The organism is Paractinoplanes durhamensis, from assembly GCF_016862175.1.
In the GTDB taxonomy this organism is placed as follows: domain Bacteria; phylum Actinomycetota; class Actinomycetes; order Mycobacteriales; family Micromonosporaceae; genus Actinoplanes; species Actinoplanes durhamensis.
In genome coordinates, this window is the sequence record NZ_BOML01000050.1 from 108,660 (window position 1) to 127,884 (window position 19,225).

Consider the following 19,225-nt stretch of genomic DNA (forward strand, 5'->3'; position numbering starts at 1 on the left):
CGCTTGTGACAGGCCCCACAGATCGACGTCAGGGACCTTGTCACACGCGCGTGACCTTAGACAAGGGAATCCGAAGTAATTTCCAAAACTGAAACGGAATCAGGCGTCGAGCCCCCGTCACAGCTACGCAATCCGGCGTCAGCCTGCGTAATACCTGTCGGCCACCGAGAGCGCCTCGTCGAGGATCGACAGGCCTTCACGGACCTCATCGACGGTGGCGGTACAGGGCGGCACCACATGCACCCGGTTGAAGTGCGTGAACGGCCAGAGACCCCGCTCCTTGCAGGCCGCGGCCAGCTCGGTCATCGGCCCGGCGGCCGCTCCCGAGGCATTGAACGGCACCAACGGCTCGCGGGTCGCCCGGTCCCGGACGAGTTCGATCGCCCAGAAGACGCCCAGGCCACGCACCTCACCGACGCTCGGGTGCTTCGCGGCCAGCTCGGCCAGGCCGGGGGCGATCACGTCGTCGCCCAGGGCGCGGGCGTGCTCGATGATCCCCTCCTCCTTGAAGATCTCGATGGAGGCGACGGCCGAGGCGCAGGCGAGCGGATGCCCGGAGTAGGTCAAGCCACCCGGGAACGGCCGCTCGGCGAAGGTGGCGGCGATCTCGTCGGAGATGATCACCCCGCCCAGCGGCAGGTAACCGGAGTTGACGCCCTTGGCGAAGGTGATCAGGTCCGGGGTGACGCCCCAGCGGTCGACCGCGAACCACTCGCCGCAGCGACCGAAACCGGCCATCACCTCGTCGGCGATGAACACGATGCCGAACTCGTCGCAGATCTCCCGCACGCCGGCCAGGTAGCCGGGCGGCGGCACCAGGATGCCGTTGGTGCCGACCACGGTCTCGATCAGCACGGCGGCGATGGTGCCGGCCCCTTCGAAGACGACGGTCTCGCGCAGGTGCGCCAGCGCACGCTGCGTCTCCTCCTCCGGAGACGAGGAATAGAACGGCGACCGGTACGGGTACGGGCCCCAGAAGTGCACCACCCCCACCGCGGTCGGCTCGTTGGCCCAGCGCCGCGGGTCGCCGGTGGCGGTGATCGCGGCCGCGGTCGAGCCGTGGTAGCTGCGGTAGGTGGAGAGCACCTTGTGCCGGCCGGTGTGGCCACGGGCGAGCCGGATGGCGTTCTCGTTGGCCTCGGCGCCGCCGTTGGTGAAGAACACCTTGTTCAGGCTGCCCGGGGCCAGCTCGGCGATCAGCCGGGCCGCCTCGCCGCGCTTGTCGTTGGCGAAGGCCGGCTGGATGGTGCAGAGCTTGGCCGCCTGCTCCTGGATCGCGGCGACCAGCCGCGGGTGCTGGTGCCCGATGTTGATGTTGACGAGCTGCGACGAGAAGTCGAGGTAGGGCTTGCCGTCGTAGTCCCAGAAGTAACTGCCTTCGGCGCCGGCGATCGGCAGCGGGTTGATCAGGCCCTGGGCGGACCAGGAGTGGAAGACGTGGGCGCGGTCGTCAGCCCGTACAGAAGCTTCGGTCATGGCTTTTATCCGGTCTTTATCGGGTTTGCGGGAAGCCGAGGTCGACGGACGACGTGCCCGGGTCGGGCCAGCGTGAGGTGACGACCTTGGTGCGGGTGAAGAAGTGGATGCCGTCCGGGCCGTACATGTGGGTGTCGCCGAACAGCGAGGCCTTCCAGCCGCCGAACGAGTAGTAGGCGACCGGCACCGGGATCGGCACGTTGACGCCGACCATGCCCGCGTTCACGTCGAACTGGAACTGGCGGGCCGCGCCACCGTCGCGGGTGAAGATCGCGGTGCCGTTGCCGTACTCGTTGTCGTTGATCAGCTTCAGGGCCTCGGCATAGGTGTCCACGCGGACGACGCCGAGGACCGGGCCGAAGATCTCGTCGGTGTAGACCGACATGTCCGGCTTGACGTTGTCGAGCAGGGTGACGCCGAGGAAGTAGCCGTCGGACGGCACCTCCGACGTCCGGCCGTCGGTCACCACGGTCGCGCCCGCGCCCTCGCCGGCCGAGATGTAGCTCGCGACCTTCTCCTTGTGGGCGGCGCTGATCAGCGGGCCCATCTCGGAGTTGGGGTCGTTGCCGGCGCCGATCTTCAGCTTCGGCAGCCGCGCCGCGATCGCCTCGACCAGCGGATCGGCGATCTCACCGACGGCCACGACGACGGAGACGGCCATGCAGCGCTCGCCGGCCGAGCCGTAGGCGGCACTGACGGCAGCGTCGGCGGCCGCGTCGAGCTCGGCGTCCGGCAGCACCACCATGTGGTTCTTGGCGCCACCGAGGGCCTGCACGCGCTTGCCGTGCGCGGTGCCGGTCTCGTAGATGTACTTCGCGACCGGGGTCGACCCGACGAAGCTGACCGCCGCGATGTCCGGGTGGGTCAGGATCGCGTTGACCGCCTCGACGTCACCGTTGATCACCGTGAACACGCCCTCCGGCAGCCCGGCGTCCTTCCACAGCTGGGCCAGGAACAGCGCCGCCGACGGGTCCTTCTCGCTCGGCTTGAGCACGAACGCGTTGCCGGCCGCGATCGCCGTGGTGCACATCCACAGCGGCACCATGGCCGGGAAGTTGAACGGGGTGATGCCGGCGACCACGCCGAGCGGCTGGCGGATCGAGTAGACGTCGACGCCGGTCGAGGCCTGCTCCGAGTAGGAGCCCTTCATCAGGTGCGGGATGCCGGTGGCGAACTCGGCGTTCTCCAGGCCGCGGGCGACCTCGCCGCCCGCGTCGGACAGCACCTTGCCGTGCTCGCTGGTGATGACGGCGGCCAGCTCGCCGGACCGCTCGGCGAGAAGCTCACGGAACTTGAACAGCACCGCCGACCGCTTCGACAGCGAGGCCGAACGCCAGGCGACGGCGGCTTCCCTGGCGACCGCGACGGCGCCGGCGACCTCGGCGGCCGACGCGAGGTCGACCTCGCCGGTCTGCTCGCCGGTGGCGGGGTTGAAGACGGGGCCGACCCGGCCCGAGGTGCCGGCGTGCGAGGCGCCGCCGATCCAGTGCGCGATACGAATCATGAGGCCGAGATTACGTAACAGGTATAGACCGAACAATGCTAAAAACGTACTGTCACAAAATGCTTCAGGCCGTACGATCCAACCTCACCGATCTGACCGCCCGGGGCCTGGCGTCCGCGGTAGGGCGCGCCATCGGCGACGGATCGCTGCTCCCCGGCACCAAGCTTCCCCCGGTCCGGACGGTCGCCGCCGAGCTGCATCTCTCCCCCACCACGGTCAGCGCCGCCTGGCAGTTGCTCCGCCGCTCCGGCACCATCCAGACCGACGGGCGTCGCGGCACGGTGGTCGCCGCATCCCGGATGGGCGGTCCAGGCCGCTACCGGGCGGCGCTGCGCGGTCGCGCCGGCTTCACCCTCGATCTTTCCACCGGCGTACCGGATCCGTTGCTGTTGCCAGATCTGCCGGCCTTGGCCGGTCTGTCCCCCGCCCCCACCAGTTACCTGGACGAACCGGTCCTCCCCGCATTGGCCGAGGTCCTGCGCGATACCTGGCCCTTCCCACCGGAACGGCTGGCGATCTTCGACGGCGCGATGGACGCGATAGATCAGATTGCCTCGGGTTTGTTACGCCTGGGTGACCGGGCGATCGTGGAAAACCCCTGCTTCCCGCCGCTGCTGGACCTGCTGGAGGCCCTCGGCGTCGAGCCGATCGGCGTAGACACCGACGACGAGGGCATGATCCCGGCCCTGCTGCCGGCGGCGCTGGCCGCCCGCCCGGCCGCGATCTTCCTGCAGCCGAGAGCCCTGAACCCCACCGGCGCGTCGTGGTCCGGCTCGCGGGCGGCGTCCCTGGCCGAGGTGCTTGCGCTGAGTCCGCAGACGTACGCGGTGGAAGACGACTCAGCCGCAGACGTGTCGTCCCGCCCGCTGGTGTCCCTGGGCGCACACCTGCCCACCCAGACCATCCACGTCCGCAGCTTCTCCAAGTCACACGGCCCCGACCTGCGCCTGGCCGCGGTGGGCGGCCCATCGGCGGTCCTGGACCCGATCCTGGAACGCCGCCTGCTGGGCCAGGGCTGGACCAGCCGCCTGCTGCAGCACCTGCTGCTGCGATTGCTGACCGACCCGGCATCGGTGGCCGCGGTGCAGCACGCCCGCGCCGAGTACGCCCGGCGCCGCGCCCTGGTGCTCGACGGCCTGCGCGAGGCCGGCATCAACCTGCCACCCGGCGACGGCCTGAACATCTGGCTCCCGGTAGCCGACGAGCAGTCCGCCCTGATCACTTTGGCCAGCGCCGGCATTGCGGCCGCAGCCGGCGCCGCTTTCACCCCATCCGGCGGCCCACCCCACCTGCGCCTGACGGTCGGCCTGATCACCACCGACCACGCCGCGGTGGCCGCCCGCCTGGCCACGGCCGCACGCTCCCCCGCCCTGTCGGTGCCGCGCTGAGCCGCACCTCAGTACGGATGGGGGTCCAGCATCCGGGCCAGGTACCGGCCTTCCCGCTGGGCGACAAGCTCCGGATGGTCCGCGCCGAGCACCGCAGTCAGCCGCTGCACCGCGTCACCGTCGTCAGCCAGGCTCTCGCGGCCGGCCGCCATGCGCATCAGCAAACGGTCGACCATGCAGCGCAACGTGTCCGGGTGATCCGGGCCGATGTTGTCGCGGTGCCCGGCTAGAGCGGACTCGATGAGTTCAAGCCCCTTCTCCGGGTCACCGTTGTCGGCGTGCACGATGGCCAGGTTCAGCTGGGCGGCGAGCGTATAGGGATGGTGCTTGCCGAGCACGTCGGTCATCGACGACAAGACCGCGCCGGCGCGCGGCACGGCGTCGCTCGGCTCGGCGGCGATCCGGCCCGCTACGACCAGGTTGTTCAGGCAGACCAGGGTGTGCGGATGGCGTGCGCCGAGGCTGCTCTCGTATGCCCGCCGCAACTCCTCCAGCTCGGACACGCTGCTGGTCACCTCCCCAACGGCCAGCAGAATCACCGCCCGGCTCAGCCGGCAGGCCAGCGTGTCCGGCCGAGCCGGACCCGCGATGTCGTTGAGCTGCTCGTACGTCTCTTCCAGAAGAACGGCTGCCCGGTTCACCTCACCGGCGCAGCCGACCGACACCGCTAGGCTGGCCCGCACGCTGAGCGTCCGGTAGGAGCGCGGACCGAAGACCTCCTCGTGCTGCCGGCTGATGACTTCCAGCAGGTCCACGCTCGCCCGGTACTGCCCGGCGTCGCGCAGGTCGCGGCCGAGGTTGCTGCCGGCGCTGAGCGTGGACGGATGGGTCTGCCCGAGCATGACCCGGCGCCGGTCGTACACGTCCTGGTCCCGCACCCGCGCGCTGCGGAAGTCGCCGGCCAGCCGGTACGTCGAGGACAGGTTGTTCAGCGCCGAGAGAGTGCGGTCGTAGTCCTCCCCGAAGTTCACCACCCACGTCTGGTAGGCCCGCTCGTCCCGGGCCAGGGCGTCCTCGTACCGGCCGAGCGCGCGAAAGTCGGCGCCGAGGCTGCCCGCGCTCATCAGCGTGTGCGGGTGGCTGGGTCCGAGCAACTCGCTTTGCTCGGCAAGATTCTGCTCGTCGAGGGCACGAGCGGACTCGATATCGCCCATCTGCCGGATGATGTTCGCGATGTTGAAGCGCAGGTACATGAGCTGCCGCCGCAGGCCGCGGTCCGGCCCGGCGGGCTCCTCGTCGCCGAGCATCCGGCTCCACCACTGCTCGATCCGGCGGCCGCGCGCGAGACCCTCGGCGAGGTCTCCGGTCACGAAGCTGTAGCGCACCCGGTCGATCAGGAGCTGACGGACCGATTCGTCGTCGCACTCGGCGGCGTCCGACACCTCGAGGTGTGGCCAGAGCATCTGGAAGCGCGGCCAGGAACGGGCGTCGTCGACCTCGTAGCGCGGCCGCGACGCCGCCAGCATCAGGTGCACCTGGTGGCGGGTGGTGGCCAGTTCCTCTTGGGTCATGCGCATCCGGACCACGTGCTGGATCAGCCGGTGCACCTGGATCCGGCCGTAGCTGACATCCATCTTGAGCAGGGCCAGCCGGTTGATGTGCTGCACGAGGACACCGCGGTAGGCGCGCTCGGTCACCGCCGGGTCGAGATCGCGGAGCAGGTCCGCCATCTCGTCGCCGCGGACCAGGTCGAGGGGGATGTCCGGGGCCATGCACGCGCACAGCTGGAGCAGGCGGTAGGCCGCCGGGGACCGCTCGCGCAGCAGCTCCAGGGAGTAGTCCCATACCTGCTCTGTCGAGAGGCTGGGACCCTGCTGCTCGACGCGGCTGACGTACTCGCCGACCGGTTCACCGGTCTCGGCGAGCCAAGCGCCGGCCGCGGCGATCGCGATCGGCAGGTCGCCGAGCAGGTCAGCGATGCGATCAGCCTCCTGCGGCCAGATCGCGGGCAGCCGCTGCCGGAGGTGCGTGATGCTCTCCTGCCGACTGAAGACATCGACCTGCAAGATCTGTGCCTGGTCACCCCAGGCCGGATTGCGGGAGGTGATCAGCACATGCCCCGGTCCGCGCGGGACGAACCGCAGGACTCCCTCGACATCCTCGGCGTTGTCCATGACGAGCAGCCAACGGCTGGTCGAGCCGCCGCGCTCGAGGGTGGCGACGACGGTGCGAGCCACCTCGGGAACATTGGACTCCGGCAGGACCAGGCCCAGCTTCTCGCCCAGGTCGGACAGCTGGGTGTCGAGGAACATCGGCTGGTCCGCAACCACCCACCAGATGACGTCGTAGGCGTTGCGGAACCGGTGGACGTACTCCAGTGCGATCTGCGTCTTGCCGATCCCACCCATGCCCTGCAGGGCGACCGGCTGACCGATGCGCAGCTGGGTGCGCAGTTCGAGCAGGTCCTCCTCACGGCCGGTGAACCGGGCATTGCGGGCCGGCGAGTTGACCACCGCCGGTTGCTCCCCCGGATAGCGCACACCGATCGCCGACAGGTCGACATCAGCGGTATCGGAAAGACCGACCAGGCGCAGGACCCCTTCGACCGCGCCCTCGAAGGGCCGCCCTGCGATGAACACCGACGAACCGCTCGGAAAAGAGGTGAGCGGCGCGACGTCGTCCACGTAGACCGCCAGCGGCGCCCTGGGATCGGACCGGTCCCGCCGGACAGAATCGCCCCCTGCGGCCGCACTGGCATGCGAGACCAAGGTCAGATGGCGGGCGGTAAGCGAGGGGTTGTGCTGATCGTTGACCCGCACACCGGCCGCGGTAAGAAGTCCGCCGACCCATTCGGCCCAGTGCTGGTCCTCCGGCAGGTAATGGAGGTTCACCTCGGGCGGGGTGTACATGATGCGCCGGACGAACCGTCTGACGGTCCGGACGCGCAGTTTCTCGTCCATCGCCGGAAATGCGGTGACTTCGCCGTCGGTGATGTAACCGGCGATCCGCTCGTAGGCAGCCAGCACCGAGGTCAGCTGTCCCGGCAGGTCGCCGAAGGTCGCGAGCGTCTCTTCGTACGCGTAGAACGGCCGGTACGGCACCTCGACGTCGTTCCAGTAGCCACGACGCTGACCTGGATCCATCCCGGTGGGCATGCCATCGAAGCGCTGAATCGCCACCGCCCGGCCCGCATCCACCTTCTCCTTCTCGGCTGGATCGACCCGCATCGCCACCGGCAGGACCCGGATGTCGCGGTGTTGCACGATCGCCTCGGCGACCCGGGCCGCCCCCTCGATGCCCTGGCCGCTGAAAGTGAAGCAGTCGACCACGACGTCCGGCAGATGGATCGTGCAGATGTCGGCCTCGTCGCTCAGGCCGGTCCGACTGTCGATCAGCGTGTAGTCGTAGTTGGCGCGCATGTCCTCGCGAAGCGCGTCGAAGAACGCTCCGCCGCCCAGTCGGCCGTAGAAGTCGTCCCAGTTCATTCCGGTCAGTTGGGCGGCATAGTCGCGGTTCTGCCGGCCGGCGGAAAGGAAGTCGAGCCGCCCGCCGTCCGGGAAGTGCTCCCAATTCAGCGTGAAGGCGTGCGGGCCGACCCGGGCGAAGTCCCTGTGCCAGCCCGGACTGCGGTCTTCGTCGCGCGTCGTCTGCCACTCGTAGGCTCTGATCATGTCGACGACGCCGCTGCTGGCCTCGATCGTGCCCGCGTCCATGAACGGCTCGTAGAAGCGGTGCAGCCCGGGCGACTCCAGGTCCCAGTCGGCAACGAGGACACGCTTGCCGTTGGCGGCGAGGATCCAGGCGACGTTGGCCAGGGCCATGGTGCGGCCCGTCCCACCCTTGTAGGAGTAGAACGTCACGATCTTGCCGTGCCGCGGATCCGCTGGCACGGACCGTCTCACCTGCTTGGGCGGCGCCGCCGGCGAGCCGCGGACTCCAGGGCCTTTCGGCGCGTAGACAGGAGCGTGCCGGAGAAACTGACGACGCGCTTCACTCACCACGGCCGGAACGAGGTGTGCGACCTGCCCGACGTCGTGTGCCTCGTGCACCCGCTCGACCCCGAGGGCCGTGAGCGCCTCGGCCACCCGCGCCAACAGTTCCCCGTCGGCCCCAGCGTGCCGATCGGTGACCAGGACGGGAATCACCCAGGGGTGCAGATGCCCGGTCAGGTGCGAAAGCGGGTCGTCGCCGTCGAGCGACCGCGGGTCGACGACGAGCACGGCCGGCGAGTTGTCGACCGCCGCCAGGTCGGTGGTCCCGATGATCCTGGTCGGCAGGCCGAGCCGCTCGGCGACGTTGGCCACGTAGTCGGCGATCGACGGACTCTGCGCCGACCCGAACGGACGCCAGCCGACGCCCGGATCGGGCTCCGCGACGCCGACCAGCCCAACGAGGAGCCGGGTCTCGGTGGCCGACGACTCCGGCGCCGGCATCTCGTCGATCGGCATGACCCGCCCCGGCGTCAGGTCGGACCGCCGGATGTTCTCCACGATCCGTTGCGCCAGCCGCCCGATGATCTCGCGGTACTCGTCCCGGAAACTGGTCAGCATGCACAGCGCGCGCAGCCCGTTCTGGGCATAGGCGGGCACGCCATCACCGAGCGAGAGCGCGGCCGCAAGCTCGGGACGGCGATCCCAGCCGGGTAGCGGAATCCACAGCACCGGCACGAGATGAGCACCGGCCTGCTCAGGCCGCCCGGGAAAGGCAGTTTCAAGCCGCCGCAGGAAAATGGCCCGCTCACGCATCGGCCACGGCTTGTTGAAGTAGCCGGGCGAGTAGAGCGGAACAAACACGTCAGCCAGGCCGAGGTTCTCGGCCAGCAGCGCCTTGCCGTCAGCCCCCGGCGCGGCCAGGTAGTCGGCAAAGCCCACGTCCTGCTCCGGTTCACCGAGCAGAACGGCAACCTCCCGGGACAGATCCTCAAAACACTGCCGGACCCAGCGGTCGGTGTCGGGCCGATCGCTGTCCGGCAGCGGCGCGGAGTGCGCATAACTGAGGAAGAAGGCCGGACTCATGGCACCGCCTCGTCAAAGCTGCTCCGCAGCTCAGCAACACCGGACGGAACCCCGGGCTCGGTCCAGTAAAGGCTGTGGATGCGCTGAATATGCAGCGCCAACTTCCAGACGACCGCCTGATAGACCTCGGTCTGCCCGGTGCGAAGCAGCCCGAAGAGCCCATCGGCGAGATACCGCTCGGCATAGGACTCATCCGGAAGCCCGACCGGCCGAAACACATTGACCTTGGCGATCCGGGGCGGAAGCGGCTCGTGGTAGGGCGTCCACAGCACCGGCACGATCGCCGTGTCGCCAGGCCGGGTCACCCCAGCGCGAGGCACGACCGTACGACGCTCAAAGGCATCCCATTCCCGGCTGCACCAGGAACTGAGAAAGAAGGGCCGCGAGAGCAGGCAGACAAGCACCTGAGAGGTACCGATCGCGCGCAGAACCCGATCTTCCCAGCGCTCACCACTACCTTGGCCAAAATCCAGATACCCAGGATCCTGCCCCAACGGAGACCCGATGAGCTCGTTGACACTCTCCGTGAGCTCATCGAAGAACCGCATGACATGCCGATTGGGCTCACGCGAATCCGCGACGGGCCGAGACCGCCCAGGCCGCGCATAACTAACAAAGAACACAGGCGCGCTCGGATCGTCAACGACCGAAGCGACCACCCGCGCTCCCCTCACAATCCACTGTGATCCAACGCAAGTTAACCACCACACCCAACCAACCACATCGACCAATCAGGTGCCCACAACAACAACCCACGACCCCAGGAGTAGAGCCGCACAGAATCGAGAACGGCCCAAGCTGAAAGCCCCGGCCCCCACCCCCACCTGTACCGAAGCCACCAACGGCCGCGGGCGGCGCGGAATGTTCGCATGACCCACCACGAAGGCCCGCCCGGGTGACCGAACCCCCTGGCCACACCACAGCGCGGCAGCCAGACCACCCGCCGTCAGGGGACCACCAGGCTTGATCGTGCACCCAGCAGCGGGCGACCAAAGTCCTGCCCGCAAGGTACGACCACGCAAGGTTGAGGGCCGGGGGTGACCACGCAGGGCATAGATGCTTTACCGCCCAGCGTGGTCACCCCCGGCCCTCAACCGTCCCACCGCAACCAAAACCAACAAAGACCAGGAATACATAAGTCCAGAAGAGTAAGAACGTGTGCAATACTTCCGACACCGCGGACGAAAGTTTCGAAGATGACCCACCGCGGCAGGTAGGGAGAGCAGGATGGCCGCGGCCGGACGACGGGTAACGATCGCGACCATCGCGGAAGCCGCCGGGGTCTCCGTTCCCACGGTCTCAAGAGTCCTGAACGGCCGCACCGACGTCTCCCCCGAGACAAGGGACCGCATCGAGCACCTCCTGAGGGAGCACGACTACCGCCCTCGTAACTCTCGCCAACCACTACGCGCCGGCTTGATCGACCTGGTCTTCCAGGATCTTGACAGCCCCTGGGCGGTGGAGCTGATCCGCGGCGTGGAGGAAGTGACGCATGCGGCGGGTGTCGGCACGGTCGTCTCGGCCGTGCACCGGCGGACCGCATCGACCCGCGCGTGGCTGCAGAACCTGCGGGCGCGGCAGTCCGACGGCGTGATCCTGGTGATCTCGGACGGTGCCGGCCCGATAAGCACCGAGCTGCACCGGTTGAACGTGCCGATGGTGATAATCGATCCGGCCGGCGGCGTGGCCGCGGACGTGCCGACGATCGGCGCGACGAACTGGTCCGGTGGGCGTAGCGCCACCGAGCACCTGATCTCCCTGGGCCACACCAAGATCGGCCTGGTCGAGGGTCCGAAAAACTTGCTGTGTTCACGTGCACGGCTGGACGGCTACCGTGCCGCTCTGGAGGAGGCCGGTCTGCGCCTCGACCGGCGGCTGATCGAGCCGGGCGACTTCCAGCACGAGTCGGGTTTCCAGGCCGGGCAGCGGCTGCTCGATCGGGACGACCCGCCGACCGCGATCTTCGCGTCCAGCGACCAGATGGCGCTGGGGCTCTACGAGGCGGCCCGGCTGCGCGGCATCCGAATCCCGGACGACCTGAGCGTGGTCGGTTTCGACGACCTGCCCGAGGCCCGCTGGTCGGCTCCCCCGCTGACCACGGTGCGCCAGCCGCTCGCCGACATGGGTGGGCTCGCCGCGCGGACCGTTTTGCGGTTGTCGCGGGGCGAGCCCATCGAGACTCCCCGGGTCGAGCTCGCTACCGAGCTGGTGATCCGGGAGAGCACTGCCCTATTTGCCGAAGCCGGCGGTAAGACCGCTCAGTAGCTGCCGGCGCCCGATCGCGTAGAGAATGATGATCGGGAGCGTGGTCAGCGTGATCGACGCGGCGATGGCCGGTGTGTTCACGCCGAACTGACCCTGGAAGTTGACCAGCGCCAAGGGGATGGTGCGCTGGTCGGCGCTCTGGGTCAGCACCAGTGGCAGCAGGAAGCCGTTCCAGATGCCCAGCGCGTTGTAGATGGTCACGGTGACCAGCGCGGGGCGGGTGAGCGGGAAGGCCAGCCGCCACAGGGTGCCCCACTCGGTGGCACCGTCCATCCGCATCGATTCGAACAGCTCCCGCGGCACGTCCCGGATGAAGTTGCTCAGCACCAGGACGGACAGCGGGATGGCGAACGCGATCGACGGCAGGACGATGGCGAGCAGGGTGTCGTACAGCTTGAGCCGGATGATGATCAGGTAGACCGGGATGATCACCGCTTGCAGCGGGATCGCCAGGCCCAGCAGGAACAGCGAGTTGGTCAAGCGCAGGAACCGGTTGCCGATGCCCCGGATGATCGCGTAGGCCGCCATGAAGGAGATCAGGACGGCGGGTACGACCGCACCGAGGGTGACCACGACGCTGTTCAGGAAATACCGGACGATCTCGTTGTCGAGGACCGTCTTGTAGTTGTCCATCGTCGGGTCGGACGGCGGGGCGAAGGTGTTGGTGATGAAGTAGTTCGCCTGGGTCTTGAAGCTCGTGATGACGATCCAGTAGATCGGGATCATCACGATGAACAGCCACAGCCAGCCGAAGACACCGCCGAAGATGTTCAGCTTGCTCAGTTTGTAGCCGGCGCCGCGGCGCCGCTGGGCGTTGCCGGAACCCGAAACAGTTACCGTCGCCATCTCAGACTCCTTCCATCTGGCTCTCGTCGCCGCGCCCGCCGAGGCGGCGCAGCAGCTGAGCCAGGAGCACACCGGCCAGCACCAGGATCACCGCGATGCACGAAGCGGGTCCCATCAGGTTGGCCATGAAGCCCTTCTGATACATCTGCAGCGCCAGCGCCCGTGTCGCGTTGCCCGGACCGCCGCCGGTGAGCACATAGATCAGATCGAAGAAGGTCAGCGAGCCCACGACCATCAGCGTCGACGACGTGATGATCGTGTACTTGATCTGCGGCAGCGTGATGGAGAAGAACTGCCGCAGCCGGCCGGCCCCGTCGATCATCGACGCCTCGTACATCGACGTCGGGATCTGCCGGACCGCACCTTGGTAGATCAGCGAGTGGAACGGGATGTACTGCCACGAGACCACGAAGATGAGCACCCCGACGGCGAGCTTGGAGTCGCCCAGCCAGTCCTGTTTGAGCCACTCGACCCCGAAGCCGGCGCCCAGCCCGAAGTTCGGGTCGAGCAGCGCCTTGTAGGTGATCGAGATGGCCGCCGAGGACAGCAGCAGCGGGATGAAATACAGCACCGCCAGGAACCCGCGGTACTTCTTGAACGCTGCCAGGAAAACACCGATCAAGATCGAGATCGGGGTTTGTACGAGCCATGACAGCGCCATGATCTCGAACGTCACCCAGATGGCATGCGGCAGCTCGGGATCCTTGAGCGTTGCCGTCCAGCTGTCGAGGCCGGACGGGTGGATGTCCCCGATGCCGTCCCAGGTGGTGAAGCTGAGCCCGAGCACACCGAGCAGCGGGATGACCCCGAACGCGATGAACATCAGGAGCGCCGGGATGGCCATCCACACGACGGAGCCGCTCCGCCCGCCTTTGGCGGTCGTTGGCTCCTGCACGCGTACGGCGGGCGGAGCGAGCGTCGTCATTTGCCGATTACCGCGTTCATGTTGTCGACCCACTGCTGGGGGGTGACCTGGAGCTGGAACAGCTTGGCGATGTTGTCCAGCAGCGTCTCCGCCGCCGTCGGGGACAGCGCCTGGTCCCAGGACTGCGCGAAGGTCTTGGCGCCGGACGCGATCGCGGCCATGTCCTTGAGGAACTGGGCGTCGTCACCGGTGTAGAGGCTGTCGGCGTCCTTGAGGACCGGCACGCCGCCGGACTTGACCCAGCCGGCCTTCTCGTCGTCGTCGACGAGCGTCGTGGAGAAGAACTTCTTGGCGATGTCCTGCTCCGCGGCGCTGGCCTTCGACGAGATCGAAAGGTACTGGCCCGGGTTGCCGACCGTGTTGGTCGGGTCGCCCTTGCCGCCGTCGATCGGCGGGAAGTTCATCCAGCCCAGGCCGCCGCTCTTGACGAAGTCGCCGCCGTTGGCCTTCTGGATGCCGAACGACCAGGAGCCGTGCACCATCATCGCGGCCTTGCCGGTGTAGAGCAGGGCCTGGTCGGCGTTCGAGTCGGCGGTGACCGACGAGAAGCCGTTGATGAACGCCTTGCCCTTCACCAGGTCCTGGACCTTGGTGAGCATCTCCAGCACCTGCGGGTCGGACCACGAGCCGGCCTTGCCGGAGAACACGTTGTCGAAGACCTCGGAGCCGGCCTGGCGGTCGAGCATGAACTCGAGCCACATCATGTTCGTCCACCGGGACTGACCGGCGAGCGAGAACGGCGCGATGCCCTTGGCGTTGAACTTCGGGATCAGGTCGAGAATGTCGCCGTACGACTGGGGCGGCTGCACGCCGACCTTCTCGAAGACCTTCTTGTTGTAGAAGAGCACGATCGGCTGGACGGTCTCGATCGGCAGGGCGTAGACCTTGCCGTTGACCGTGCCGGCGCCGAACGACGAGGTCAGGATCTTGTCCTTGACCGCGGCGTTCTGGCCGAGCCAGTCGGTCAGGTCGACCACCGCCGAGGCGTCGACGTACGACTTGAGGCCGCCACCGCCCCAGCCCCAGATCATCGTCGGGGCCTGGCCGGCACCGATCGCGGTCTTGATCTTCTGCTTGTAGGCATCGTTCTGGAAGAACTCCGGAGCGATCTTGGTGTCGGGGTTCGCCTTGTTGAACCGGTCGATCGCCGCCTGGCGGATCGGCTGGCCGGGCTCACCGCTCAGCGACCAGTAGGACGCGCTGCCGCTGCTGCTGCCGCTGCCGCCCTTGTCGCTCGGGCCTGAGCTGCCACATGCCGCCAGGGCCGCAGCACCGGCGGCCCCTGCGGTCAGACCAAGGAAGTTTCGACGGGAAAAGTTGCTATTGAACACGCTGATCTCCGTACTCGAGTGCCGCGCCCTGCCGCGGCGAGTGGATCGTCGTGGGGATGGGGTAGCCGCCGTCACAAAGCCTGCAACTTTCGAACGAGGGCCGCAAGTTAACGTGAGGTTTCGTTAACGTAGGGTTTCAGCTTGATCATGTCAAGGGTCTTGCTCTGGTCGCGCTCCCAGCGCGAGAGTGGACCGGAGCTTGCACCCCTTCGTCACGACATGACCGAGCGATAACGCATGCTGTGAAAGTACTGAAAGTTTCGGAACTTATGAGGAACACTTGAGGAGTGACACCGTGACCGAAGGACAGGCCCCCCAGCCATGGAAGGATCCGGCGGTACCGGTTCCGGAGCGGGTCGCACTCCTGCTCGCCGCGATGACCGTTGAGGAAAAGGTCGCACAACTCGGCAGCCGATGGGTCGGAAACGACATGCAGGAGTCCGGCGACGCCGCGCCCAGCACCGACCCGGAGGAGACGCTGAACGTCGCCCCGATGCAGGACGTCTTTGCCGCTTCCGGCACCGTACCGCTGTCGGAGGCCAGCCGGAACGGTCTAGGGCACTTGACGCGTGTCTATGGCAGCGTCCCGCTGACCGCGACCGAGGGTGCCGCCGAGGTCATCCGGCAGCAACGGATCGTGCTCGGCAACTCGCGGCTCGGCATCCCGGCCCTCGTCCACGAGGAGTGCCTCACCGGCTTCACGTCGTTCGGCGCCACCGTCTACCCGGCCGCGATCGCCTGGGGTGCCACCTTCGACCCGGAGCTGGTCGAGCGGATGGCCGCCTCGATCGGCCGGGACATGGCCGCCCTCGGCATCCACCAGGGCCTGTCCCCGGTGCTGGACGTGGTCCGTGACTACCGCTGGGGCCGGGTCGAGGAGACCATCGGCGAGGACCCGTACCTGGTGGCCCTGCTCGGCGCCGGCTACGTGCGCGGCCTGCAGAGCGCCGGGGTGATCGCCACCCTCAAGCACTTCGCGGGCTATTCGGCCTCGCGCGGCGCCCGCAACCACGGCCCGGTGTCGATGGGCCGGCGCGAACTGCTCGACGTCATCCTGCCGACGTTCGAGACCGCGGTCCGCGAGGCCGGCGTCGGGTCGGTGATGAACTCCTACTCCGACGTCGACGGCGTGCCGGCCGGCGCCGACCCGTGGCTGCTCACCGAGGTGCTGCGCGAGCAGTGGGGCTTCACCGGCACGGTGGTCAGCGACTACTGGGCGGTGCCGTTCCTGGCCAGCATGCACCGGGTCGCCGCCGACATGGACGACGCCGGCGTGCAGGCCCTGACGGCCGGCATCGACGTCGAGCTGCCCGACACGCTGGGCTTCGGGCCGGGCCTGATCGGCAGGGTGCCGGAGGAGCTGATCGACCGGGCCGCGGCCCGCCTGCTCACCCAGAAGGTCGAGCTCGGCCTGCTCGACCCGGGCTGGACGCCGGAGGGCTCGGTGGCCGACGCCGACCAGGTCGACCTCGACTCCCCCGCCAACCGGGCGCTCGCCCGGGAGATGGCCGAGAAGTCGATCATCCTGCTGGATGCCGGATCAACGCTGCCGCTCGATCCGGAGCTGCGGAAGGTCGCGGTGGTCGGCCCCTGCGCCGCCGATCCGCGTACGTTCATGGGTTGTTACGCCTTCCCCAACCACGTGCTGCCGCGCTACCCGGACGCCGGGCTCGGCATCGAGGTCCCGACCGCGGTCGACGCGCTCCGGAACGAGCTGGCCGCCGAGGTGACCTACGAGCGCGGCTGCGAGGTGAACAGCGACGACCGGTCCGGCTTCGCGGCCGCGGTCGCCGCCGCCCGCGACGCGGACGTCTGCATCGCCCTGGTCGGCGACCTGGCCGGGCTGTTCGGGCACGGCACGTCGGGCGAGGGCTGCGACGCCGACGAGCTGCGGCTGCCGGGCCTGCAGGGCGAGCTGCTGCAGGAGTTGCTGGCGACGGGTACGCCGGTGGTGGTGGTCGTGGTCTCCGGCCGGCCGTACGCGCTGGGTGACGTGGCCGGCTCGGCCGCGGCGCTGGTGCAGGCGTTCATGCCTGGTGAGGAAGGTGCGTCGGCCATCGCGGGGGTGCTCAGCGGGCGGGTCCAGCCGGGCGCGAAACTCCCGGTGCAGATCCCGAGGACCCCGGGCGGCCAGCCCGGCACCTATCTGCAGCCGGTCCTCGGCGCGGAGAACAGCGGGGTCAGCAACCTCGACCCGACGCCGCTGTTCCCGTTCGGGCACGGCCGCTCGTACACCACGTTCGAGGTCGACGACCTGCGGATCAGCGACGGCAGCGTGCCGACCGACGGCGAGTTCAGCGTGACCGTGCGGGTGCGCAACACCGGCGAGCGGGCCGGTGACGAGGTCGTGCAGCTCTACCTGCGCGACGTGATCGCGCAGGTCACCCGGCCGGTGAAGCAGCTGACCGGGTTCGCCCGGGTGCCGCTGGCGCCGGGTGAGGCCAAGGATGTCCGGTTCCGGGTGCACACCGACCGGACCGCCTTCACCGGTCGCGACCTGCGACGTATCGTCGAGCCCGGCGAGCTGGAGATCCTGGTCGGCTCGTCGGCCACGGACCTGCCCTGCCGCGGCTCGGTGACGCTGACCGGGGCGATCCGGGAGACCGGACGGGACCGGGTCCTGCTCACCCCGGTCGAGGTCGAGAAGGCCTGAGGGACCCGGGCTCCCTGGCACCGTCCGCCGGGGAGCCCGACCCGCCGGGGGCCCGACCCAAATCGTTACCCGAACAATGCCCGATCACCCGGCCGCGGATGCCCGATCTTGCCCGTTTCGGTGGAGAGATCAGGCCGCCGGGGAGATCGCCTCCGGGTAGGCGGCGCCGAGCTCGGTGAAGACCGCGCCGTTGAGGGCGAACGCGTGCTGGGCCTCGGCGACCAGGACCGACAACCGCTCCTCGTCGAGCGGGAGCGCGTCGAGACGCTCACGGTAGGCGATCTTGTAGGCCTTCGGGTCGGTGATGTGATCGAAGTCGTAGAACGAGACGCCGCCGTCGTGCAGGCCGTAGGTGGCCGCGACCTTCCGGCCGACCAGCAGGCCGCCGGACAGGTCGCCCAGGTAGCGCACGTAGTGGTGGGCGATGAAGTGCTCGGGTGACGTGTGGCAGAACGCGCGCAGGTGGTCGGCGTACCGCTGGGCGGCGGCCGTCGGCTCCGGCGGGCCGCCGAGGTAGGCCAGGTCGGCCTCGAGCGCCGGCACCCGGGACAGCGCCGGGTCGGCGAACGGCGCGGCGATCGCGTTGCCGCGCATCGTCTCGGCCGCCGCCTCCAGCTCGCGGTAGACGATCAGGTACTGGGCGGTCAGCGCGCCGAAACCCGCGCGCGGCACTGAACCGGCCATCAGCCGGGAGATGAACGACCTGGTCTCGGCCTCACGGTGTTCGACCATGGTGGCCTTGCGCAGGCGGGTGGCGAATCCCGACATGATGGGGGTCCTTCCTCTATGCGTGGGGTAACGACTTGGGCCGCCGGGCACGACGGACCAACCGGAAGATCAGGTAGAGGAGGGCGGCGCCGAGCGCGGCGACCAGGGCCCAGGGCCAGGCCCAGACGCCGGTGGCGCGGGAGACTGCGGGCAGCTTCCGGTCGAAACTCGCGGGCACGACGCTGACGTCGGCGCTGAGGCGGACAGTCGGCTGCACACCGACAATCTTCTCAGTCACCGTGATCGAGCCACCGGGTAGCAGCTCCGGGATCGCCATGGCGCCGGTGCGGGCCAGCTCCCAGCCGAACGGGCCGGTCACCCTGACCTGGCCGATGCCGCTCAGACGCAGGTTGCCGGTGTTGTGCACCAGGTAGGTGACGGTCATGTCACCGCCGTTCGCCGGGTTCGCGGACGGTGCGTACTCGAGGCGGACCCTGTCGATGCTCAGCGTCGGCGCGACCGAACCGGCCACCGTGACGTACACCCGGGCGGCGACCCGGCGGTCGACCAGGACCGTTCGCCCGGTGGCGTCGGTGGCCTCCTCGCTGATCGAGGCGATCACCCCGCCGGCGTGGTCGCCGGGGGTGGCGCCGGCCGGCACGGTGAGGGCGAACGGCACGTCGAGCCGGGTGTTGGCGGGCACGGTGTATTTCGCGGCGCCGAGCTTGATCCAGGAGCCCAGGTCGGTGGGCTGCTGCGCGGCCGCGAGCAGGCCGAACGAGCCGTCCTCGGTGTTGTAGGCGTCGGTGCCGTAGACGTTGAAGGTGAGCGGCCGCTGCGTCAGGTTGGTGATGCCGACGTAGTCGGTGATCCGCTCGCCGGCCGCGGCCTTGCGCATGATGTAGTCCCGGCCGTCCGGGCCCTTCGCGCTGGACGGCTGGACCGACCAGCGCACGCTCGAGTCGCTGGGGGCGGCCTGCGCGGGGGCAGGCGCCAAGGCGAGCGCGGTGAGAACCGCGGCCAGCGTTACTCGGCCGATCATGTTGCTCCTTACGATGGGCGAGCCGGCCGGGGATGAGGTTTATTCGCGACCTACCTTGAGCTCCGCGTGGCTGTAGGCGAGCCACGAGGTCTCCACCGTCGCGAATAAACCTCACGTTGCGTATTCCCCGGC

General features: G+C 68.7%; 12 protein-coding genes. 3 read left to right on the plus strand and 9 right to left on the minus strand.

What is annotated here, in order from left to right:
- Positions 1-138 precede the first annotated feature (138 nt).
- Both Adu01nite_RS30640 and Adu01nite_RS30645 read right to left on the minus strand, forming a co-directional pair.
- A complete protein-coding gene (locus tag Adu01nite_RS30640; protein WP_203731893.1) occupies positions 139-1,476 on the minus strand; it encodes an aspartate aminotransferase family protein in 1,338 nt (445 codons plus the stop codon).
- A gap of 16 nt (positions 1,477-1,492) precedes the next feature.
- Entirely contained in the window at positions 1,493-2,980 is a 1,488-nt protein-coding gene (locus Adu01nite_RS30645; protein ID WP_203731895.1) for a CoA-acylating methylmalonate-semialdehyde dehydrogenase, read from the minus strand.
- A 59-nt stretch (positions 2,981-3,039) separates the two neighbouring features.
- Here Adu01nite_RS30645 and Adu01nite_RS30650 point away from each other — a divergent pair, with 59 nt between their 5' ends.
- Complete coding sequence (locus Adu01nite_RS30650) at positions 3,040-4,368, plus strand: GntR family transcriptional regulator (protein WP_203731897.1); 1,329 nt, start codon at positions 3,040-3,042, stop codon at positions 4,366-4,368.
- Between the two features lie 8 nt (positions 4,369-4,376).
- Here the strand turns inward: Adu01nite_RS30650 and fxsT are convergent, their stop codons facing one another.
- Together fxsT and Adu01nite_RS30660 are read right to left on the minus strand one after the other, a co-directional pair.
- Positions 4,377-9,323 carry an FxSxx-COOH system tetratricopeptide repeat protein gene (fxsT, locus tag Adu01nite_RS30655; RefSeq protein WP_239132810.1) on the minus strand — a complete coding sequence of 1,649 codons (4,947 nt, stop codon included), beginning with the start codon at positions 9,321-9,323 and terminating at the stop codon, positions 4,377-4,379.
- Entirely contained in the window at positions 9,320-10,045 is a 726-nt protein-coding gene (locus tag Adu01nite_RS30660) for a TIR-like protein FxsC (protein WP_307836661.1), read from the minus strand. The genes fxsT and Adu01nite_RS30660 overlap by 4 nt, the downstream gene beginning before the upstream one ends.
- Before the next feature lie 505 nt (positions 10,046-10,550).
- Between Adu01nite_RS30660 and Adu01nite_RS30665 the strand changes: the two genes are divergently transcribed.
- A complete protein-coding gene (locus Adu01nite_RS30665; RefSeq protein ID WP_203731900.1) occupies positions 10,551-11,588 on the plus strand; it encodes a LacI family DNA-binding transcriptional regulator in 1,038 nt (345 codons plus the stop codon).
- Here the strand turns inward: Adu01nite_RS30665 and Adu01nite_RS30670 are convergent.
- Genes Adu01nite_RS30670 through Adu01nite_RS30680 form a run of 3 tightly spaced genes read right to left on the minus strand, consistent with a single transcriptional unit; the run spans position 11,553 to position 14,690 of the window.
- Positions 11,553-12,434, minus strand: coding sequence for a carbohydrate ABC transporter permease (locus Adu01nite_RS30670; protein WP_203731902.1), 882 nt, complete (start codon positions 12,432-12,434; stop codon positions 11,553-11,555). The two genes, Adu01nite_RS30665 and Adu01nite_RS30670, sit on opposite strands and share 36 nt — an antisense overlap.
- 1 nt (position 12,435) lies before the next feature.
- Positions 12,436-13,359, minus strand: a complete 924-nt coding sequence (locus Adu01nite_RS30675; protein WP_203731905.1) for a carbohydrate ABC transporter permease — start codon at positions 13,357-13,359, stop codon at positions 12,436-12,438.
- A complete protein-coding gene (locus Adu01nite_RS30680; protein WP_203731907.1) occupies positions 13,356-14,690 on the minus strand; it encodes an extracellular solute-binding protein in 1,335 nt (444 codons plus the stop codon). Before Adu01nite_RS30680 ends, Adu01nite_RS30675 begins: the two co-directional genes overlap by 4 nt.
- 295 nt (positions 14,691-14,985) lie before the next feature.
- On the opposite strand from Adu01nite_RS30680, the gene Adu01nite_RS30685 reads away from it, so the two are divergent.
- Positions 14,986-17,343 (plus strand): beta-glucosidase family protein, encoded by a 2,358-nt coding sequence (locus tag Adu01nite_RS30685; RefSeq protein WP_239132811.1) that lies wholly within the window; start codon positions 14,986-14,988, stop codon positions 17,341-17,343.
- Between the two features lie 129 nt (positions 17,344-17,472).
- Here the strand turns inward: Adu01nite_RS30685 and Adu01nite_RS30690 are convergent, their stop codons facing one another.
- Together Adu01nite_RS30690 and Adu01nite_RS30695 are read right to left on the minus strand one after the other, a co-directional pair.
- Positions 17,473-18,111: a biliverdin-producing heme oxygenase gene (locus Adu01nite_RS30690; RefSeq protein ID WP_203731909.1), complete on the minus strand. Its 639-nt coding sequence runs from the start codon at positions 18,109-18,111 to the stop codon at positions 17,473-17,475.
- Positions 18,112-18,127: 16 nt separating this feature from the next.
- A complete protein-coding gene (locus tag Adu01nite_RS30695) occupies positions 18,128-19,093 on the minus strand; it encodes a WxL protein peptidoglycan domain-containing protein (protein ID WP_203731911.1) in 966 nt (321 codons plus the stop codon).
- Positions 19,094-19,225 lie beyond the last annotated feature (132 nt).

Excerpts from the sequence above, each read along its gene's own strand:
- Adu01nite_RS30670 (WP_203731902.1), bottom strand. The coding sequence starts at position 12,434 with ATGGCGACGGTAACTGTTTCGGGTTCCGGCAACGCCCAGCGGCGCCGC.
- Adu01nite_RS30675 (WP_203731905.1), bottom strand. The coding sequence starts at position 13,359 with ATGACGACGCTCGCTCCGCCCGCCGTACGCGTGCAGGAGCCAACGACC.
- Adu01nite_RS30650 (WP_203731897.1), top strand. The coding sequence starts at position 3,040 with ATGCTTCAGGCCGTACGATCCAACCTCACCGATCTGACCGCCCGGGGC.
- Adu01nite_RS30690 (WP_203731909.1), bottom strand. The coding sequence starts at position 18,111 with ATGTCGGGATTCGCCACCCGCCTGCGCAAGGCCACCATGGTCGAACAC.
- Adu01nite_RS30645 (WP_203731895.1), bottom strand. The coding sequence starts at position 2,980 with ATGATTCGTATCGCGCACTGGATCGGCGGCGCCTCGCACGCCGGCACC.
- Adu01nite_RS30640 (WP_203731893.1), bottom strand. The coding sequence starts at position 1,476 with ATGACCGAAGCTTCTGTACGGGCTGACGACCGCGCCCACGTCTTCCAC.
- Adu01nite_RS30695 (WP_203731911.1), bottom strand. The coding sequence starts at position 19,093 with ATGATCGGCCGAGTAACGCTGGCCGCGGTTCTCACCGCGCTCGCCTTG.
- fxsT (WP_239132810.1), bottom strand. The coding sequence starts at position 9,323 with ATGAGTCCGGCCTTCTTCCTCAGTTATGCGCACTCCGCGCCGCTGCCG.
- Adu01nite_RS30665 (WP_203731900.1), top strand. The coding sequence starts at position 10,551 with ATGGCCGCGGCCGGACGACGGGTAACGATCGCGACCATCGCGGAAGCC.